Raw genomic sequence first — 17894 nt, 5'->3', positions numbered from 1 at the left:
GGCCGACTGCTGCGACTGCGGCGTTTCTCCACGTCGCGGGGGTTTTCGCGGCCGTGGAGAGGGAGCTCGCAGGCGGTCCGGGCGCCCGGTGGGCCCGGCCGGCGGGCCGGGTGACGACCAATGGTCGGCACTCACGGGGGGACCTGCTCGGCGAAACGACCGTCGAAGAGAAACCGCGCATTCGGTTTGTTAAGATTTCCGAGAGCCGGGCGGGGGCCGCTTCGGCCTGTCCCGGGGAGGGACCGAACATGGTGACGAGGACTGCCCCCGTACCGAGCAGGCCGGGGCCGGCCGACGCGCGCGGACGCGTGGCCGAACTGCACGAGATCCGTGCGCAGGCGGTGGCCGGACCGAGCGAGAAGGCGACCGAGGCGCAGCACGCCAAGGGCAAGCTGACCGCGCGTGAGCGCATCGAACTTCTCCTGGACCCGGAGTCCTTCCGCGAGGTCGAGCAGCTGCGCCGGCACCGGGCGACGGGCTTCGGGCTGGAGACGAAGAAGCCCTACACCGACGGTGTGATCACGGGCTGGGGCACGGTGGAGGGCCGCACGGTCTTCGTCTACGCCCACGACTTCCGCATCTTCGGCGGCGCGCTGGGCGAGGCCCACGCCACGAAGATCCACAAGATCATGGACATGGCCATCGCGGCCGGTGCGCCGCTGGTCTCGCTGAACGACGGCGCGGGCGCCCGTATCCAGGAGGGCGTCTCGGCGCTGGCCGGCTACGGCGGCATCTTCCAGCGCAACACCAGGGCCTCGGGCGTCATCCCGCAGATCAGCGTCATGCTCGGTCCGTGTGCGGGCGGTGCGGCCTACAGCCCCGCCCTGACCGACTTCGTGTTCATGGTCCGCGACACCTCGCAGATGTTCATCACCGGCCCCGACGTGGTCAAGGCGGTCACCGGCGAGGAGATCACCCAGAACGGCCTGGGCGGCGCCGACGTCCACGCCGAGACCTCCGGCGTCTGCCACTTCGCCTACGACGACGAAGAGACCTGCATCGCCGAGGTCCGCTACCTGCTGTCCCTGCTCCCGCAGAACAACCGGACCGCCCCGCCGCCGGTGCCCTGCGCGGACCCCGCGGACCGCCGGTGCGAGGCGCTGACGGAGCTGGTGCCTGCCGACGGTCACCAGCCCTACGACATGTGCAAGGTGATCGAGGAGATCGTCGACGAGGGCGAGTACCTGGAGATCCACGAGCGCTGGGCGCGCAACGTCGTCTGCGCGCTGGCGCGGCTCGACGGGCAGGTGGTGGGCATCGTCGCCAACCAGCCGCAGGTGCTCGCCGGGGTGCTGGACATCGAGGCCTCCGAGAAGGCGGCCCGCTTCGTGCAGTGGTGCGACTCCTTCAACGTTCCGCTCGTGACGCTGGTGGACGTGCCCGGCTTCCTGCCCGGCGTCGGCCAGGAGCACGGTGGGATCATCCGGCACGGCGCGAAGCTGCTGTACGCCTACTGCAACGCCACCGTGCCCCGCGTCTCGCTGATCCTGCGCAAGGCCTACGGCGGCGCCTACATCGTCATGGACAGCCAGTCCGTCGGCGCCGACCTCACCTACGCCTGGCCGGCCAACGAGGTCGCCGTGATGGGTGCCGAAGGCGCGGCCGACGTGGTGTTCCGGCGCCGGATCGCCGAGGCGGACGATCCCGAGGCCATGCGCCAGAAGGTGGTCAAGGAGTACAAGTCCGAGCTGATGCACCCCTATTACGCGGCCGAACGCGGCCTGGTCGACGACGTCATCGACCCCGCGGAGACCCGCGGGGTCCTCGTCGGCGCCCTCGCGATGCTGCGGGCCAAGCACGCCGACCTGCCCTCCCGCAAGCACGGCAACCCGCCCCAGTGAACCGACGAACGACGCGGTGCACGGCAGGCCCTCCGCCCCGGAGTGCCGCCCGTGCCCCGGAGGCAGGAGACGATTGATGGTCAAGCAGGAGCGAGCGGCCCGTACCCGCCAGGCTCTGATCCGTGCCGGAGCCGAAGTGTTCGCGCAGGAGGGCGTCGCCCGTGCCTCGCTGACGACGATCAGCCGGCAAGCAGGGGTGAGCAATGGCGCCCTGCACTTCCACTTCCCGAACAAGCAGGCGCTCACGCAGGCCGTCATGGCGCAGGCGCTCGAGGCCGTGCGCCAGATCGTGCAGGACGCCGGAGCCCGGGGCGCCGGCCCGCTGCAGGCGCTGGTCGAGGGCACCCACCAGTTGATGAGCCGGATCGGGCACGACGTCGTCGTGCGGGCCGGGTTCGGGCTCTCCGACGATCCGCTCGGAGGCCGGGGGCCGGTGCTGCGGCTCGAATGGCAGCGCTGGGTGGAGCAGGTGCTGCGGCAGGCCGAGGAGGACGGCCACCTCGGCGAGGGGGTGTCGGCCGACGACGCCGTCGTCGCCGTCGTGGCCGCCACCGTCGGCCTCGAGGTGCTGGGCGGCACCGACCGGGCGTGGCTGTCACAGGAGACGGTCACCCGGCTGTGGGACCTCCTCCTGCCTCGGCTGACGGGGCAGGGCCGAGGCCTCTCCTGAAACAGTCCACGCGGTCTGCTATTCGGATCTTCGTGCGGAAGTGCAGGTCCGAAGCGGTGGCTGTCCATGGGCTGTCCGTTCATCTCGCCAAGGAAAGGCCAGCTCAAGCGGCTGTCGAGTGTCGCTGGAGTGCGTTCGAAGAAAAAAACAGCGCGGATGGTTTGGTATTGACAAACCATCCGCCCCGTTTTTTACTGGGAGCCCGGTAGCGGGACAGGGGAGACGACATGGACATCGCAGTACTGGGCGCACTCGACGTCAGGGAGAACGGGGTCTCGGTCACCCCGACGGCACCCAAACCGCGTCAGGTTCTGGCGCTGCTCGCCCTGCACGCCGACCAGGTGGTGCCCGTCGCCACGCTGATCGAAGAACTGTGGGGCGGGCAGCCGCCGCGCAGCGCGCGCACCACGCTGCAGACCTACGTACTGCAGCTGCGGGAAATGATCTCGGCCGCCGTCGCCCGTGACGCAGAGGGCGCCCCGGCGCGCACCGCCAAGGACGTGCTCGTCACCTCGCCGGGGGGCTATCTGCTCCACACCCGGGGCGGCGCCAGCGACGTCCGCGAGTTCGAGCGGCTGGCCGGGACCGGGTACCGGGCCATGGACGCGGGCGACTTCACCGGCGCGGCCCGGCAGTTGCGCGACGCCCTGTCCTTGTGGACAGGCTCCGCGCTCGCCGACGTGCACACCGGCGCGCAGCTGGAGATGGAGACGCGGCGGCTGGAGGAGACCCGGCTGTGCGCCCTCGACCAGCGCATCGAGGCCGACCTGCGGCTGGGCCGCCACCGCGAACTGCTCGGCGAGCTGACCGTCCTGGTCAGCCGCTACCGCACCCACGAGACCCTGCACGGGCAGCTCATGCTGGCGCTGCACCGCTCCGGCCGCCGCAGCGAGGCTCTCGACGTCTACGCACGGCTGCGCACCGCCCTGGTACGGGAGTTGGGTCTGGAACCTTCCGCTGGCCTACGCCGGATGCAGCGCTCGATCCTCATGGCCGGGCCCGAGTCGGCGCTGCTCGCGCCGGCCGGCGGCGAGCGGCTCAGCCGGGTCGGCTGAACCCGCAGCCGGCCGCCATCAGCTCCGCAGTCCAGGAGAGGGGCCCGCGATGCAGGCCAGGTCACTACGGACGCGGCACCGGCTCGTCCGGGCAGGTGCGCACGCGTTCGACCGCAACGGCTACGCCAGCGCCACACTGGGACAGATCGCGCACGAGGCCGGACTGACCAAGGGGGCGCTGTACTTCCACTTCGCCTCCAAGGAAGGACTGGCCGACGCCGTGCAGGAGCAGGGACGGGTCCTGCTGCGCGACTTCGTCCAGGGGCGGCGGGAGGCCGGGGCGGCGCCGGTACAGACACTGATCGACCTGACGCACTGGCTGGCCTGGGTGCTCCACGAGGACCCGGTGATCCGTGCCAGCTTCCGCATCACCAGCGAACGCAGCGGGCGGCAACCGCCCGTCACCGACTTCCACCAGGTGTGGATCACCGAGGTGCTGCAGCTCGTCGACCTCGCCCGCGAGGCGGGCCATCTGCACGAGCACCTCCGTCCGGACGGCCCCGAGACGTTGACGTCGGCGGCGGTGTGCGGCATCGGCGTGCTGTCCGGCATCGGCGTGCTGTCCGGCACCGGGATCTCGCGTCCCGAACTGCGGCGCAGGGTCGCGGCGTTGTGGGATCCGCTGCTGGCGGCCCTGGTCCCCGCCGGACACACCGGCCGCTACGACGTCCGCGCCTCGGCGTTGGCCGCCCAGCTCACTCCGGTCGCCTGAGCGGCGGGCGGCATCCCTTCCTCGCGGACCGGACAGGCACGCGCGGCGCACCTCGCGCGGCGCCGGGTCCGCGGCCCCACTGCCCTCTTCCCTGCTTCCGTCGTCGGCCGGCCGGGACGGACGGACCCTTGGAGTCAAGCCATGCCCGACCACAGCGCGACACCCCCCGACGAGGTGTCCACCGATCTGATGCAGGACCTCGTGGTCATGCTCGCCACCGTGCTGCGTCTGAAGAGCGAACGGATCGACGTCACGCAGACCTTCAGGTCACTCGGCCTGGACTCGCTGCTCACCGTCGAGTTCGTCGCCACCGTCAACGCCCGCTACGGCACGGCGGTCAAACCGGACGCGCTCTTCGACCACCCCACGCTGCTCGAACTGGCCCGGCACGTCGCCCGGGAGCGGGGCCTGCCCGGCGACGCGCCCTTCGAGCAGCCCGTCACCCACCCGGCCGCGCCCGCCCCGGCCGCGCCCGCCCCGGCCATGGCACCCTTGCCGGCCGCCGGAGCGGTGCTGGACGTGCTGCGCGAGGAACTCGCCCGCATCCTGTGCTGCGACCCCTGGGACATCGAACCCGGTGCTCCCTTCAACGTGCTGGGCGTGGACTCCATCGTGGGCGCGCAGTTCGTGTCGACGATCAACGACATCTACGCCCTGCACGAGCGCGCCGTCACCCTCTACGACCACCCCGACCTGGCCGCCCTGGCCGCTCACGTCGTCTCCGCCACCTCCGCGGGCACCGCGACCCGCCGGCCCGCCCCGGTGGCCCTGCCCGCCCCGACGGCGCCGCCCGAAGCTGCCCCGCCCGGCGGCGTCATGGGTCTCGAAGCGCTCCTCGACGCGGTGCGCGAGGACCGGATCTCCGTCGACGACGCGCTCGGCCTGCTGCGCCCCGCGCCCTGAACGGACAGAACACCCATGGACGAACGCGAGATACTCACCCGCTTCAAGGCCGGCACGCTGGACCGTGCGCAGGCCACCCGGCTGCTCGGCGGCGCGGCGGTACCGACGCCCGCGGCGGCCGGGAAGCCGCCCGAGCGGCCGCGCACCGACGTGCCGGCGTCCCACGGCCCGCCCGTCACGGACGGCCGGTACGCCGTCGTCGGCCTCGCCGGGCGCTATCCCCTGGCCGACGACCCGCAGGCCTTGTTCGAGAACCTGAGCGCCGGCCGCGACACCGCCGGCGGCGTACCCGCCGACCGGCCCGGCCCGCCCGTGCTCGCGCCGGGGCAGCGCGGCCACTTCCTGGACGGCGTCACGCAGTTCGACGCCGGGTTCTTCGGCCTGACCTCCCGCGAGGGCGCCCTGCTCGACCCCCAGGCCCGGCTGCTGCTGGAGAGCGCCTGGCTGGCCCTGGAGGACGCGGGCTGCACCGGGGCCCGGCTGGACGCCCTGACCGGCCCCGGCGGCGTGCCGCGGGCGGTCGGCTTCTTCGCCGGCGTCGGCTCCGCCGACTACGCGCTGCTCGCCGCCGAGGGCTGGGGGCGCGGTCTGCGCGAGATGCCCGGCTCCCACGGGAGCCTGCCCGGCAGACTCGCGGCGTTGCTGGGCCTGAGCGGGCCCGGGCAAGCCGTCGACACCGGCGCCTGCTCGGCCCTCACCGCCGTCCACCTGGCGGTCGCGTCGCTGGAGCGCGGCGAGTGCGCCGCGGCCGTGGCCGGGGGCGCCGAACTGCTGCTGCATCCCTCGCGGGCCGGTGACGGCGCCGGGGAGGGAGTGGGCGCCGTGGTGCTCAAGCGGCTCGACCGGGCGCTGCGCGACGGGGACCGGGTGCACGCCGTCGTCCGCGACACCTTCAGCGGCTACCGGCCCGCCGCCCCCCGCCACCCCACGGGTGCCGACATCCCCCGCGGGGCCGGTGGCTTCCGGCTGCGCGTCACCCGCGACACGCTCGCGCGGCAGGTCGGTGACGCCGGCGCGGCCCTGGGCATCGCGGGCCTGACCGCCGCCGCGCTCCAGGCGCGGCACGGGGTGATCGCCCCGGCCCGGCCGGGGGAGGAGCCGGTGCCGTGGCAGCGGGCCCGGGACGAGTACGGGCGCGACCTGCCGCGCGCCGCCGCGGTCGACGTGGAGGACGGACACGGGCTCGCCGCCGGGGCGGTCGTCGAGGAGTTCCTGCCCACGCCCGCCGCGGCGACGGCCGAGGCGGACGGCACGGAGCAGCTCGTCCTGCTGTCCGCGCCCACCCCGGCACACCTCGTGGCCGGCGCCGCCCGGCTGGCCGACTGGCTGGAGTCACACGGGCAGGACGCCGGCGCCCCGCTGCTCGCCCAGGTCGCGCGGCACCTGCGGGCCGGGCGGGCCGCCCTGCCCTGCCGGATCGCGGTCCTGGCCGCCGACGTGCCCGAACTGCTCGCCGCGCTCCGCCCGTTCGCCGACACCGGCGAGGCCGGCGGGAACCTGCGCCATGCCGATCTGCGCGACGGCGCCGATCCACTGCACCTGGGTCGGGCCCCCGAGACCCGTGACTACCTGGCGGCGCTGTGGCGCAGCGGGCGGATCGAGCAGCTCACCCGGCTGTGGCTGAGCGGCGTCGACCCCGACTGGGCCGCGCTTGAGGGCACGGCCGCGGGCGGGCCGGCGGTGCCCCCGCCGTCGGTGTTCCTGCGGCGGGCCCTGTGGCTGGACGCGGCGGGGGAGCGCACCGGATGACCCCCGCCCCCATGGCGTCGCAGCACCCCCCTGACCTGCCGGGGCCGGACGAGACGGTGAAGCTGTGGTTCTGCCCCAACGAGGAACTGGCCCCCGGCATCGCTGCCACCCTGGCCACGCACTGGCTGGACGAGCACGAACAGGAGATTGCAGGAAGGTTTCTCTTCGAGCGGGACCGGCGGCAGTACCTCGTCGCCCACACCCTCGTCCGGCGGGTGCTGGCACTGGAGAGCGGGGTGCCGGAGCCCGAGGCGGTGATCTGGCGCTCCTCGCGCGGCCGGCCGTTCCTGCAGAAGCCGCCGGAGGGACTGCCCCGGGGCGGACGTGAACTGGACTTCAACCTCTCCCACTCCCGGGGCCACAACCTGGTCGGCGTGGTGCGGCGCCACCGCATCGGCGTCGACGTGGAGCGGCTCGACCGGGGCGACAAGGGCCTGGACACCATCGTGGAGACCTTCGCCGCGGAGGAGCGCCACTGGGTGGCCCGGGCCGCGCCGGGCCGGCCGCGCGACCGGAGGGCACTGCGGTTGTGGACCCTGAAGGAGGCGTACTCCAAGGCGCGCGGACTGGGCCTCGGGCTGCCCTTCGACTCGTTCTCCTTCACGCTCGCCGAGGACCGCGGGGTGACCGGATTCCGGCCGCCCGGCAACGACCACGAACGCTGGTGGCGATTCGTGGAACTGGAGCCGGTGCCCGACGTGGTGGCCGCCGTGGCCGTGCTGGCCGGCCCCGGGGCGCCGCCCGCCCTCCAGCTCCACCACGGCTTCCCCTGGGGCCGCGCCGCGCCGCGGCTGGTGCCCCTGCCCGGGCCCGTGGCCGTACCGGTGTGAGAGACGGCCGAGGGTCGCGCCCGGCTGTTCGAACGGGCCGGCCCCAGGTCGGAAGGCCACCTGTGGAAGGTCGCTCGAACGCGGGTGGAGATTACGGGGGGTGCCCCCCGAACACGGCTAGCGTGCTACACGGCCGACGGCTTCCAGCCACGAGTGGAACCACCCACTCAACCGGTACGGGGAGGAAACTGTGGAGATACAGGTTCTGGGTCCATTGAGCGCCGACGTCAACGGGATGTCGATCGTCCCGACCGCGGGCAAGCCGAGGCAGCTCCTCGCCCTGCTCGCCTTCTACCCGGGCAGAGTCATGACCGTGCCCACGCTCATGGAGGAGATCTGGGGCACCGACATGCCCCAGAGCGCCATGACGACCATGCAGACGTACATCCTGCAACTGCGCCGCCGCCTCGGTACCGCCATGGGGCCGGACGCCCCGGGCACCGCCAAGGAGGTGCTGGCCACCCGGCACGGCGGGTACCTGCTCCAGATCCCGCCCGAGAGCGTCGACGTGCACCGCTACGAGCAACTGGCGACGGCCGGTCAGAGCGCGTTCGAGGACGGCGACGACGCGCGGGCCGCCGGGCTGTTCCGGGACGCGCTGGCCATGTGGCAGGGACCGGCGCTGGTGGACGTCCGGGTGGGGCCGATCCTGGAGATCGAGGTGCTGCGGCTCGAGGAGAGCCGCCTGGGCACCGTGGAACGCCGTATCGACGCCGACCTCCGGCTCGGCCGGCACGCCGAACTCATCGCGGAGCTGACGGACCTGGTGGCCCGTCATCCGCAGCACGAGGGTCTGCACTCGCAGGCCATGGTGGCGCTGTACCGCTCGGGCCGGCAGGCCACCGCGCTGGACGTCTACCGCCGGCTGCGCGGCCGCCTGATCGAGGAACTGGGCGTCGAGCCCTCGCCGCAGCTGCAGCGGCTGCACCAGGCGATGCTCACCGTCGACCCGGCGCTCGACCAGGTCTGCGGAGAGCGCCGCACCTCCACCTTCAACCTGTTCGCCGCCTGACCCCGGGCGCGGCCTGACCCCGGGCGCGGCCCGGCACCGCGGTGCGGGCCCCGGGGACGCCGGATCCGCAGGACGGGCGCGGGTCCGGCGTCGGATGGGGCCGGCCGATGGCCGGGGGCCCGTGGTCCCGATCGGTCTTTCGGACCAGCGGTCCCCGGCACGGATCGAGCGCTCTTCGAACATTCCTCAAGTGCTTCGGCAGAACGTGTGTGGTGCCGAGCGGTGCACGCGCCGCCCCCGCCGAGCCCCGGAGGAGAACGAGCCGTGCCCGACTTCACCTACCCCGAGCTTCCGGTGGACGGGCTGCTGCGCACGGCAGCCGAGCGTCATCCGCACCACCTCGCCCTGCGCACCGCCCACGAGGCCGTGACCTTCGGCGAACTGGCCGCCCGGGCCGGGCGGATCGCCGGGTTCGTGGCGCGGGCCACCGGCGGCCGGCCCGGCGCCCGGGTCGCCGTGGCCAACGTCCTCGACCCCGTCTTCGCCGCCGCCTACTACGGCGTGATCGGCGCCGGCGCGACGGTGGTCCTCGTCAATCCCCTGATGGGGGAGGACGGACTGCGGCACGTGTGCGCCGCCTCCGGCGCCGAGCTGGCGCTGGTCCCGGCGGCGACCGCGGGCTCGCTGGCCAAGATGCGGCGCCTGCTGCCCTCGCTCGGCACCATCGCCGTGACGGACTCCCCGGCGGCACTGGTGCCGCCCGGCTGTGTGGGACTGCACACCGCCGCGGAGGAGGCGCCCGCCCTCAGCGGCCGGGCGCCCGCCGACCTGGACGACGTCGCCTGCGTGCAGTTCACCACGGGAACCACCGGTCGCCCCAAGGGAGTGCGGCTCACCCACCGCAACGTGGTCGCCAACGCGCGGCAGACCGCGCTCGCCCACCTGCTGGGCAGCGACTCGGTCACCGTGAACCACCTGCCGCTGTACCACGTGATGCACCTCAACTCGGCCCTGTCCGCGGGCGCCTGCCAGGTGCTGTGCGCCGACCCCGACCCGCTGGTCTCGCTGGCCGTGGCCGCGGGCACCGGCGCCACCCACTACTACGGGATGCCCGCCCGACTGCACGCCCTGGCCGCCGACGACCGCCTGCCCGGCACGCCGCCGCAGGCCCGGGGCGGCTCCCGGCTCACCGCCGTCCTCTCGGGCGGCTCGCGGCTGCGCCCCGACGCCGCCGCCACCCTGCGCGACCTGCTGCGGGTACCGGTGATCCAGGGCTACGGCATGGCCGAGCTGTCCCCGCTCACCCACTGCCAGCGGCCCGGCCTGGACCGGCCCGGAGCGGTCGGCGTCCCGGTGCCCGGAACCCGGTGCCGCCTGGTCGACCCGGCCACCCGCCGCCCGGTCGACGTCTGGTCCACCGGGGAGGTCCAGGTCCAGGGGCCGCAGTTGATGGCCGGCTACCTCGGTGAGGACACCCCCGTCCGCACCGACGCGGACGGCTGGTTCTCCACCGGCGACATCGGCTACGTCGACGGTGACGGAGCGCTGCGGCTGGTCGACCGGGCCGACGACATCTTCAAGTACGACAACGAGATCGTCTCGCCCAGCCGGATCGAGGAGATCCTCGCCACCGATCCACGGGTCGCCGACTGCCTGGTCGCCGACTGGCCCGACGACATCCACGGCGGGCTCGTCTGGGCGGGCGTCGTGCTCCGCGACACCCCCGGATCCGGCGACACCCACGAGGTCCTCGACGTCCTCGACTCGGTCACCGCCCGTGCCAACGAGCACCTCGCCCACTACGAGCGGATCCGCCTGACCGAGGCGCTCGACGCCGTGCCCCGCACCCCCAACGGAAAGCCCGCCCGGCGCCTGGTGCGCCGCAGGCTCGCGCAGCAGGCCAGCTGCTGATCCCGGCCATCGCCCCACCCCCTCCCCGAGGAGCAGACCATGGTGACCTTCGTCAACAAGCTGACCGTGCACGGCGACATCGACGCCTTCCTCGCCGTCAAGGGCCGGCTCACCTCCTACATGTCCGCCCAGCCCGGCTACGTCAGCCACCTGACGCTGCGTCACGCCGGTGAGCCCAACGTCTTCCTCGAACTCGCCGTGTGGAAGGACGCCGGGGCCCACCGCAGGGCCGTGCGCAGCGAGGAGTTCCAGTCCCTGGTCAAGGGCCTCGGCCCGCTGGCCACCCCCGACCCGGCCCTGTACGAGATCGTCGAGGAGAGTGCCTGATGCCCGGCCGTGACCGGCCGCGGGCCCTCGTCGCCGGCGCGGGTCCCGTCGGCCTGACCGCCGCGCACGAACTCGCCCGCAGGGGCGTGCCGGTACGGCTGGTCGACGCCGCACCCGGGCCCGCGCCGACCAGCCGGGCCGTGGCCGTGCATCCCCGGACCCTGGAGACGTTCGCGCAGATGGGCCTGGTCGACGACCTGCTGGCGCGGGGGCGGCGCAACCGCGCCTTCACGATGTACTCCGGCGGACGGCGCCTGGTGCGGCTGGAGGCCGACTACGCGACGATGCCGACGTCCTACCCGTACACCCTGATCGTCCCGCAGACCGACACCGAGGCCGTCCTGCGCCGGGCCGTCGCCCGCCTCGGCGTCACCATCGAGTGGGGTGTGCGGCTGACCGGCTTCGAGCAGGACGAGGACGGGGTGAGCGTCCGCCTGCGCCGGGCCGACGGCGCGCACGAGAGCGTGCGGACCTCGTGGCTGGTCGGTTGCGACGGCGGCCACAGCACCGTGCGCAAACAACTCGGCCTGGAACTGGTCGGCGAGTCCAGCGAGACGTGGATGCTCGCCGACGCACCCGTGGCGAGCGACCTGCCGCCCGACACGATCTACTGGACCCACACCGGCGGGCACGCCCTGATGATGGTGCCCTACGCCCGCGACGGGCACTGGCGGCTGCTGGACACCGCACCCGTGCCCGAGGGCGGCACCGCACACCTCGCGGCGAAGCTGTCCAAGGGCCTGGGGCGCGCGGTCCGGGTCGGCGAGCCCGAGTGGACGTCCGTGTTCACCTTCCAGCAGCGCATGGTCCGGCGGATGCAGGACGGCCGCGTGTTCGTCGCGGGCGACGCCGCCCACGTGCACAGCCCCGCTTCCGGGCAGGGGATGAACACGGGGGTGCAGGAGGCGTACAACCTCGCCTGGAAACTCGCCCAGGTCGACCACGGCCACGCCGGCCGCGGCCTGCTGGACACCTACAGCGAGGAACGGGTGCCGATCGGTGAGGCCCTGCTGGGCTCCACCCGGACCGCGACCTTCCTCGTCCAGCTGAAGAACCTGTGCGCGTCGGCCGCGCTGCCCGTCGTCCTCGGTGTCGTGCGCTCCGTGCCCGCGCTGCGCCGCGCCGTCCAGCGCAAGGTCCTGGGCGGCATGTCCGGCCTGCGCATCGCGTACCCCGGCTCCCGTCTGACCACCGCCGCGCAGCGCCGGCACCTGACGGGCACCGGCAACGCGGCGCCGTCCGCGACCGTCCCGGCCCCCGGGCCCGCGCCCGGCCGGCGCGTCACCGACGCCGAGGTGCACCACCCCTCCTCGCCGGGCTGCCGTGCCCTGCGCGAGGAACTGCGCGACCCGCGCTGGACGCTGCTGCACGTCGCGGGCGGCCCCGGAGCGGACGACGGGAGCGCCGCCGTGAGCCTCGACGCGGCCGTCCGGTACGGCGCGTGGCTGTCGGTGCGGACGGTGACCGGGAGCCGCACCGACGGACCCGCCCCGCTGGCCGATCCCGACGCCCGGCTGCGGTCCGCGCTCGGCCTCGCGCCGGGCTCCTGGCTGCTGGTACGCCCCGACGGCTACGTCGCGGCACGCGGCGAGCACCTCACCCGGGCCGCGCTGGACCGGGCGCTGGCCCCGCTCGGTCCCGACGCCCGGCACCCCGTCCCCGCCACGGTCCGGACCCTCGGCGTGCGCGGCGGACCGGCCGCGTCCTGACCCCCGCCCTCGCGCCGAAGTACTCGAAGGACACGAAGAGAAGAGGTACCGAAGGTGTCGGCTGAGCAGATGCACCGCACCTCGCACTCGGCCCAGGTGGACGCCCCGGCCGGGGTCGTCTACGGGCTGATCGCGGACGCGCGGCAGTGGCCGTTGTTCTTCCCCGAGAACGTGCACGTCGAGCGGCTGGAGTTCGACGGCGCCGCCGAACGGCTGCGGATGTGGGCGACGGCCGACGGCCGGGTCAGGTCGTGGATCTCCGAGCGCGCCCTGGACCCCGGGACGCGGAGCGTGGAGTTCCGGCAGACCCACCCCCAGCTCCCGGTGACGGCGATGAACGGGCTGTGGATCGTCGAGGAACGGCCGGACCAGTCCAGCCTGCTGACGCTGCGCCACGACTACACCGTGCACGCCCCCGGCGACGCGGCCTGGGTGGAACAGCGCCTCGCCGCCAACGCCGAGGCGCAGATGGCGAGCATCGGCTCGCTCGCCGAGCGGTGGCGGCTCCTGGACGACCTGCTGCTGTCCTTCGAGGACGCCGTGCGCATCGAGGCGCCGGCCGAGCACGTCTACGACTTCCTCCACCGGGTCGACCAGTGGCCGGCGCTGGTGCCGCACGTGCGACGGCTGGAGGTGACCGAGGACGTCCCCGGGGTGCAGCTCATGTCGATGGACACCCTGACGGCGGACGGGGCCGCGCACACCACCGAGTCGGTGCGCATCTGTTTCCCGCACGCCGGGCGCATCGTCTACAAGCAGACCGCCACGCCCGCACTGATGGCAGCGCACACGGGGGAGTGGAACATCGTCCCCGACGCGGACGGGGTGACGGCCGTCGCACAGCACAGCGTCGTGCTGCGCGAGGAGGCCGTGGAACGGGTCCTGGGCCAGGGCGCGGACCTCGCACAGGCCCGCCGCCACGTGCGCGAGGCCCTCGGGCGCAACTCCACCGCGACCCTCCACCTGGCCAGGCAGCACGCCGAACGGCTGACCCGGCAGGGGTGAGAGCGGCCGGAGCCGAGACCCACGCGGAGGCAGCACGCCATGACCGTCGAGCTGACAGACACCGCCACCTTCCCCGAGCGCCGCTTCGCCGCCCTGTACGCGCAGGCGCAGCACTTCTACCACCGCGAGATGCGGATCCTCGACACGCACGACACCGAGCGCTGGGCGGACACCTTCACCGAGGACGCCGTCCTCGAACTGCCCGGCCGCCCCGGCCCGGCGCCCGCGCGCGCCGAGCTGTGCCGCTGGGCGCGCGCCGGGGCGCAACGGCAGCGACGGGCCGGCGGACGCCTGGACCACTTCGTCGGCAGGCTCGACGTACGGCCCCGGGCCGACGGGTCGCTGCACACCCGCTGCTCGGCCCTGGCGTACGTCACCGCGCCCGGCGGCGCGTCCCGCGTGCTGGCGGTGTGCGTCGTGGAGGACGTCCTGGTGCGCGCCGGCAGCCGCTGGCGCATCGCGCACCGCCGGGTGACCCGTGACGACCTGGACTGAACCGCACGCACCCACCGCACCCCGGTCACGGGAGCGGGCACGTACCGGAACTGTGTACAGCGACAGCGGACAGCGAGGAGGCAGCCATGCCGGACGTCGGAACACACCGGGCAGCGCACCCGGGCACGGACCCGATCGCCTCCGGGGCGAGGGCGGAGGCGCTGGCGATGACCGGTCAGGGCACCGGCCGCGGCCCGCGCCCGGCGGGCGAACTGGCGGCCGCCGCGCTGCGGGCGCACCGCATGCTGGTGCGTCGGCTCGGACGGGACGTGCCGCTGGCCGCCCTCGGCGCGGACGCGGGCGTGTGCGCCCTGACCGCGTTCCTCGCGGTGTACGGCACCGAGCCCCCGCCCGGCGGCGACGACGTCGCGACGGAGCGGTGAACTCGGCCGACACGTCGATGAGTTGACACCGGTCCCCGCGCGACGCCCCGGGCACGCGGACCGGCCGCCGCCGGGGACGAGCGCGGCCCCGGCGCTGTGATCAGCACCGGAGCCGCCGCGTACGACACTGTCGTCCGTCTCACGCGACCGGGGACGCTTCCTCCAGTGGCTGGCTGTGCCCCAGTTCCCGCTCCGCGCGCCGCAGGACGACCGAATCGGCGATCTCCCCGCTGCGCACCGCGATGTTCGACAGCAGCGCCGACGACAGGCCGTGGGTGTGCTCGGTCCCGCCCTGCAGATAGACGCCGCACGCCAGAGCCGAGGAGGAGACGAGGCGGTAGTCACGCTCCACCCGGTGCCGGCCGGACGCGTCACGCAGGAAGTGCCGGTCGAAGTCACCGAGCAGACGGGCCGGGTCCAGACCGTCGTAACCGCTGGCGAACACGAGCGCGTCCACGGCGAGTTCCTCGGTGTGCTCGTCCAGCACCGAGCACAGCGTCACCCTGGTCTCGTTCTCGCGCCGCTTCACCTCCGACACCCGGGTCAGGTTGCGGACGTGCAGCCGCCGCACACCGCGCACCTCCTCGTCGTACACCCGCTGGTACAGGGCCCGGATGACGTCGGCGTCGACCACCGAGTAGTTGGTGTTGCGGTGGTAGCGCCAGAACGCCTCGCGACCCTGCTCGGTGCCGAAGTAGTACGCGTCCACCGCGCCGGGGTCGAACACCTGGTTGGCGAAGGGGGTGTCGTCGGCGACGGAGTAGCCGTACGAGGGGATGATCGCGCTGACCTCGGCGTGCGGCAGCTCGTCGTGGAGGAACCGGGCGATCTCGGCCGCGCTCTGGCCGGCCCCGACCACCGCCACGCTGTTGAGGTCCCGGGGGTCGTGCGCGCGGAACCTGCCGAGGAACTCCGAGCTGTGCCAGACCCGGTCGTCGGCCGTCACGCCCTGCGGCAGGCGCGGCACCAGGCCCGTGGAGACGACCACGTTGCGCGCGGTGACCGTGCGGGTCGCGCCGTCGCCGGTGCGCACCTCGACGCGCAGCAGTTCGGGCGCTGCCGACCCGTCGGCGACCGGACGGATCGAGGTGACCTCGGTGCCGTAGTCGACCCGGTCGCAGAACGCGTCGGCCGCCCACTCCAGGTACTGGTGGAATTCCTGGCGGGTCGGATAGAAGTCCTGGTTGTTCACGAACTGCACGAGCCGGTTCTGGGCGTGCAGATAGGAGACGAAACTGAACCGGGACAGCGGGTTCCGGAAGGTGGCCAGATCCTTGAGGAACGAAATCTGCATCGTCGTCGACGGCAGCAGCATGTTCCGGTGCCAGCCGAATGACGGCTGGCGTTCGAAGAAATGGAAGCGGACGGGCTGTTGCGGAGCGCTCGCCCCGTGCTCCTCCAGGGCGATCGCGAGCGACAGGTTGGACGGGCCGAACCCGATTCCGACCAGGTCGTAGATCTCTTGGTCACGGCTACCCGTTATGCCCATAGAAAATTCTCCCGATTGCGTCTGGAAAACTCGGCCGGCGGCCCGAGGCATCGCTGTGCAGTGTGGCTCGGGCGACATCTCGAAGGCAACTGGAGGACGGCTCGAGTCTCGCTGGAGCGGCGGCGCTTTCGGAAGCGTTGTCCTGCCGGCGGGACATCGTTACGGTCGGCCCGGATTCTCGAAATCCGACGGAAGAAGCCTTTCAGGAAAGGGTGGCTCCGGATGTTCGTTCCCGACTTCTACCGCGAACCGGGCAGTTCATGGATGGTGGACCTGGTCCGCAACAACCCCCTGGCACTCGCCGTGTCCAACGGCGGTCCCGGCGACGGCCCGTTCGCCACGCACCTGCCCGTCATCTTCGACCCCGAGACGTCGGCCGACTGGTCCGGCGACCTGCGGGGCGCCACGCTGCTCGGCCACATGAACCGGGCCAACCCGCACTGGGCGGCGCTGGACGACGGCGGCGTGCTGCTGCTGACGTTCACCGGCCCGCACTCCTACGTCTCACCGACGGTGTACCGGAAGACGCTGGCCGCCCCCACCTGGAACTTCACCGCGGTGCACGTCCGCGGCGCGGTGGAGAAGATCACGACGACCGAGGAGACGCTGGGCGTGGTGCAGTCCACCGTGCGCGCCTTCGAGGGGGCGTTCGGCGACGGCTGGGACATGACCGGCTCGCTCGGCTACTTCCGCAAGATCGTGCCCGCCGTGGGGGCCTTCCGCTTCACGGTGACCGGCGCCGACGGCATGTTCAAACTCAGTCAGGAGCAGCCGGGCGACGTGCGCGAGCGGGTACGGGAGTCCTTCGGGCAGAGCGGGTGCACCCACAAGCGGCAGACCGCCGAGCTCATGAGCCGGCTGCCCTGACGCGCCGCGGTCCCGGATGCCCGGGGCTCAGGCGCCGACGGCCACCGGCCGGGTCCGCCCCGCACACCCGTCGGCGGAGCCGCCGGCGGCCGGCGCGCGCAGGACCTGCACGCCCGAGGGCCCGACACGCTCCACGCGCTCCACGCGCTCCTCGAGGACGCCGAGGTCCTCGAGGGTGCTCGCGGCGGCGCTGTCCAGCGCGGTCGTCACCCACTGCTCGAAGTCGACACCGAGCTGCTCGGCGGCGGCGTGCCAGCGCTGGAGCCGGCTGCCGCGCACCTCCAGGCGCCGGATCGGCTCGGCGGACCCGTCCGGCCGCCGACCGCCGTGGCGCTCGGCGCGGACGGCGGTGCGCAACTGCCGCGTGGTCCACTGTTCCCGCTCGGCACGGTCCAGCCACCGGTCCTGCTCCTCGACCGTCAGGGAGGCCAGCTCCGCGTGGTGCTGGAAGCTCAGGGCGGCCCGGCGCCGGCCGAGCTCGAAACGCCGGGACACCCAGGCGTAGTTGCGCAGGGTCTGGTACGACAGCCCGGCGGTGCGGATGCCGCGCTGGTAGCGGTCGGTGTAGTGGTCCTTGCCGTAGACCAGCCAGTCGCCCAGCCACCAGGAGGACGAATCGAGGACGTCGGCGAGCTGGCGTCCGGCCCGCTCCCACTCCTCGTAGGCCATGCGGGAAGGCATCTGCAGGCCCACCTTGGTCGTCAGCACCTGGCCCCCGCGCGGCCCGGCCGCCGCTGTTCGCGGCTGCCGGGGCGGGAGGGCGGTTGCCTGGCCGCTGTGCGGCTGCGGGGCGGTCCGACCGGCCTGACGCGTCATCATGCCTCCAGGGGAAGGTGCACTCGACTGGCCAGAATTCTCGCCTCCTTGGCTGGAGCGGCACTCGAACGGTTGCACACCCGGATGTCTCTGTGGCAGGGGCGCCGCGCCCGTGCCGTTCCTCTCATCAGCCCTGCACAGGGCCGGTCCGGGGGCCGGACGGCGACGTGCCGGGCACGG

At 73.5% G+C, this 17894-nt stretch carries 17 protein-coding genes; 15 read left to right on the top strand and 2 right to left on the bottom strand.

The features are described 5' to 3' along the window. Window positions 1–248: 248 nt before the first annotated feature. The 14 genes from ACZ4M5_RS16925 (at window position 249) to ACZ4M5_RS16860 (ending at window position 14542) form a co-directional block, all read left to right on the top strand. Window positions 249–1841, top strand: a complete 1593-nt coding sequence (locus ACZ4M5_RS16925) for an acyl-CoA carboxylase subunit beta (protein WP_467737463.1) — start codon at window positions 249–251, stop codon at window positions 1839–1841. A gap of 76 nt (window positions 1842–1917) precedes the next feature. Then, window positions 1918–2511 carry a ScbR family autoregulator-binding transcription factor gene (locus tag ACZ4M5_RS16920; protein ID WP_467737461.1) on the top strand — a complete coding sequence of 198 codons (594 nt, stop codon included), beginning with the start codon at window positions 1918–1920 and terminating at the stop codon, window positions 2509–2511. Window positions 2512–2738: 227 nt separating this feature from the next. After that, window positions 2739–3566 carry an AfsR/SARP family transcriptional regulator gene (locus ACZ4M5_RS16915; protein WP_369193150.1) on the top strand — a complete coding sequence of 276 codons (828 nt, stop codon included), beginning with the start codon at window positions 2739–2741 and terminating at the stop codon, window positions 3564–3566. 49 nt (window positions 3567–3615) lie between these two features. Continuing rightward, window positions 3616–4278, top strand: a complete 663-nt coding sequence (locus ACZ4M5_RS16910; RefSeq protein ID WP_467737458.1) for a ScbR family autoregulator-binding transcription factor — start codon at window positions 3616–3618, stop codon at window positions 4276–4278. 141 nt (window positions 4279–4419) lie between these two features. Beyond that, window positions 4420–5181: an acyl carrier protein gene (locus tag ACZ4M5_RS16905; protein ID WP_467737456.1), complete on the top strand. Its 762-nt coding sequence runs from the start codon at window positions 4420–4422 to the stop codon at window positions 5179–5181. Between the two features lie 15 nt (window positions 5182–5196). Then, a complete protein-coding gene (locus tag ACZ4M5_RS16900) occupies window positions 5197–6930 on the top strand; it encodes a beta-ketoacyl [acyl carrier protein] synthase domain-containing protein (RefSeq protein ID WP_467737454.1) in 1734 nt (577 codons plus the stop codon). Beyond that, entirely contained in the window at window positions 6927–7760 is an 834-nt protein-coding gene (locus ACZ4M5_RS16895; RefSeq protein ID WP_467737452.1) for a 4'-phosphopantetheinyl transferase family protein, read from the top strand. The genes ACZ4M5_RS16900 and ACZ4M5_RS16895 overlap by 4 nt, the downstream gene beginning before the upstream one ends. Before the next feature lie 190 nt (window positions 7761–7950). Beyond that, complete coding sequence (locus tag ACZ4M5_RS16890; RefSeq protein ID WP_467737450.1) at window positions 7951–8772, top strand: AfsR/SARP family transcriptional regulator; 822 nt, start codon at window positions 7951–7953, stop codon at window positions 8770–8772. Window positions 8773–9036: 264 nt separating this feature from the next. Then, window positions 9037–10623 carry a class I adenylate-forming enzyme family protein gene (locus ACZ4M5_RS16885; protein WP_467737448.1) on the top strand — a complete coding sequence of 529 codons (1587 nt, stop codon included), beginning with the start codon at window positions 9037–9039 and terminating at the stop codon, window positions 10621–10623. Window positions 10624–10662: 39 nt separating this feature from the next. Further along, window positions 10663–10950, top strand: coding sequence for an antibiotic biosynthesis monooxygenase family protein (locus tag ACZ4M5_RS16880; protein WP_467737446.1), 288 nt, complete (start codon window positions 10663–10665; stop codon window positions 10948–10950). Next, on the top strand, window positions 10950–12659 hold the full coding sequence (locus ACZ4M5_RS16875) for an FAD-dependent monooxygenase (RefSeq protein ID WP_467737444.1): 1710 nt from the start codon (window positions 10950–10952) through the stop codon (window positions 12657–12659). Before ACZ4M5_RS16880 ends, ACZ4M5_RS16875 begins: the two co-directional genes overlap by 1 nt. A gap of 54 nt (window positions 12660–12713) precedes the next feature. Next, window positions 12714–13664, top strand: coding sequence for an aromatase/cyclase (locus ACZ4M5_RS16870; RefSeq protein ID WP_467737442.1), 951 nt, complete (start codon window positions 12714–12716; stop codon window positions 13662–13664). A gap of 39 nt (window positions 13665–13703) precedes the next feature. Further along, complete coding sequence (locus tag ACZ4M5_RS16865; RefSeq protein ID WP_467737440.1) at window positions 13704–14159, top strand: nuclear transport factor 2 family protein; 456 nt, start codon at window positions 13704–13706, stop codon at window positions 14157–14159. Window positions 14160–14245: 86 nt separating this feature from the next. After that, window positions 14246–14542 (top strand): hypothetical protein, encoded by a 297-nt coding sequence (locus tag ACZ4M5_RS16860; protein WP_467737438.1) that lies wholly within the window; start codon window positions 14246–14248, stop codon window positions 14540–14542. A gap of 139 nt (window positions 14543–14681) precedes the next feature. Here ACZ4M5_RS16860 and ACZ4M5_RS16855 read toward each other — a convergent pair whose 3' ends face one another. Then, window positions 14682–16031 (bottom strand): lysine N(6)-hydroxylase/L-ornithine N(5)-oxygenase family protein, encoded by a 1350-nt coding sequence (locus ACZ4M5_RS16855; protein WP_467737436.1) that lies wholly within the window; start codon window positions 16029–16031, stop codon window positions 14682–14684. 222 nt (window positions 16032–16253) lie between these two features. Between ACZ4M5_RS16855 and ACZ4M5_RS16850 the strand changes: the two genes are divergently transcribed. Further along, complete coding sequence (locus ACZ4M5_RS16850) at window positions 16254–16898, top strand: FMN-binding negative transcriptional regulator (protein WP_467737434.1); 645 nt, start codon at window positions 16254–16256, stop codon at window positions 16896–16898. A 27-nt stretch (window positions 16899–16925) separates the two neighbouring features. Here the strand turns inward: ACZ4M5_RS16850 and ACZ4M5_RS16845 are convergent, their stop codons facing one another. Continuing rightward, window positions 16926–17591 carry an LmbU family transcriptional regulator gene (locus tag ACZ4M5_RS16845; RefSeq protein ID WP_467738019.1) on the bottom strand — a complete coding sequence of 222 codons (666 nt, stop codon included), beginning with the start codon at window positions 17589–17591 and terminating at the stop codon, window positions 16926–16928. Between the last annotated feature and the right edge of the window lie 303 nt (window positions 17592–17894).

The sequence above is a fragment of the Streptomyces sp. NPDC026246 genome (genome assembly GCF_055567995.1).
The sequence above is the reverse complement of the archived record's forward strand: the minus strand, read 5'-3'. Positions and strand labels throughout refer to the sequence as shown.

Coding starts and splice junctions, on each gene's coding strand:
- ACZ4M5_RS16895 (WP_467737452.1), top strand. CDS start 6,927: ATGACCCCCGCCCCCATGGCGTCGCAGCACCCCCCTGACCTGCCGGGG.
- ACZ4M5_RS16855 (WP_467737436.1), bottom strand. CDS start 16,031: ATGGGCATAACGGGTAGCCGTGACCAAGAGATCTACGACCTGGTCGGA.
- ACZ4M5_RS16860 (WP_467737438.1), top strand. CDS start 14,246: ATGCCGGACGTCGGAACACACCGGGCAGCGCACCCGGGCACGGACCCG.
- ACZ4M5_RS16910 (WP_467737458.1), top strand. CDS start 3,616: ATGCAGGCCAGGTCACTACGGACGCGGCACCGGCTCGTCCGGGCAGGT.
- ACZ4M5_RS16925 (WP_467737463.1), top strand. CDS start 249: ATGGTGACGAGGACTGCCCCCGTACCGAGCAGGCCGGGGCCGGCCGAC.
- ACZ4M5_RS16850 (WP_467737434.1), top strand. CDS start 16,254: ATGTTCGTTCCCGACTTCTACCGCGAACCGGGCAGTTCATGGATGGTG.
- ACZ4M5_RS16920 (WP_467737461.1), top strand. CDS start 1,918: ATGGTCAAGCAGGAGCGAGCGGCCCGTACCCGCCAGGCTCTGATCCGT.
- ACZ4M5_RS16880 (WP_467737446.1), top strand. CDS start 10,663: ATGGTGACCTTCGTCAACAAGCTGACCGTGCACGGCGACATCGACGCC.
- ACZ4M5_RS16900 (WP_467737454.1), top strand. CDS start 5,197: ATGGACGAACGCGAGATACTCACCCGCTTCAAGGCCGGCACGCTGGAC.
- ACZ4M5_RS16905 (WP_467737456.1), top strand. CDS start 4,420: ATGCCCGACCACAGCGCGACACCCCCCGACGAGGTGTCCACCGATCTG.
- ACZ4M5_RS16865 (WP_467737440.1), top strand. CDS start 13,704: ATGACCGTCGAGCTGACAGACACCGCCACCTTCCCCGAGCGCCGCTTC.
- ACZ4M5_RS16875 (WP_467737444.1), top strand. CDS start 10,950: ATGCCCGGCCGTGACCGGCCGCGGGCCCTCGTCGCCGGCGCGGGTCCC.
- ACZ4M5_RS16915 (WP_369193150.1), top strand. CDS start 2,739: ATGGACATCGCAGTACTGGGCGCACTCGACGTCAGGGAGAACGGGGTC.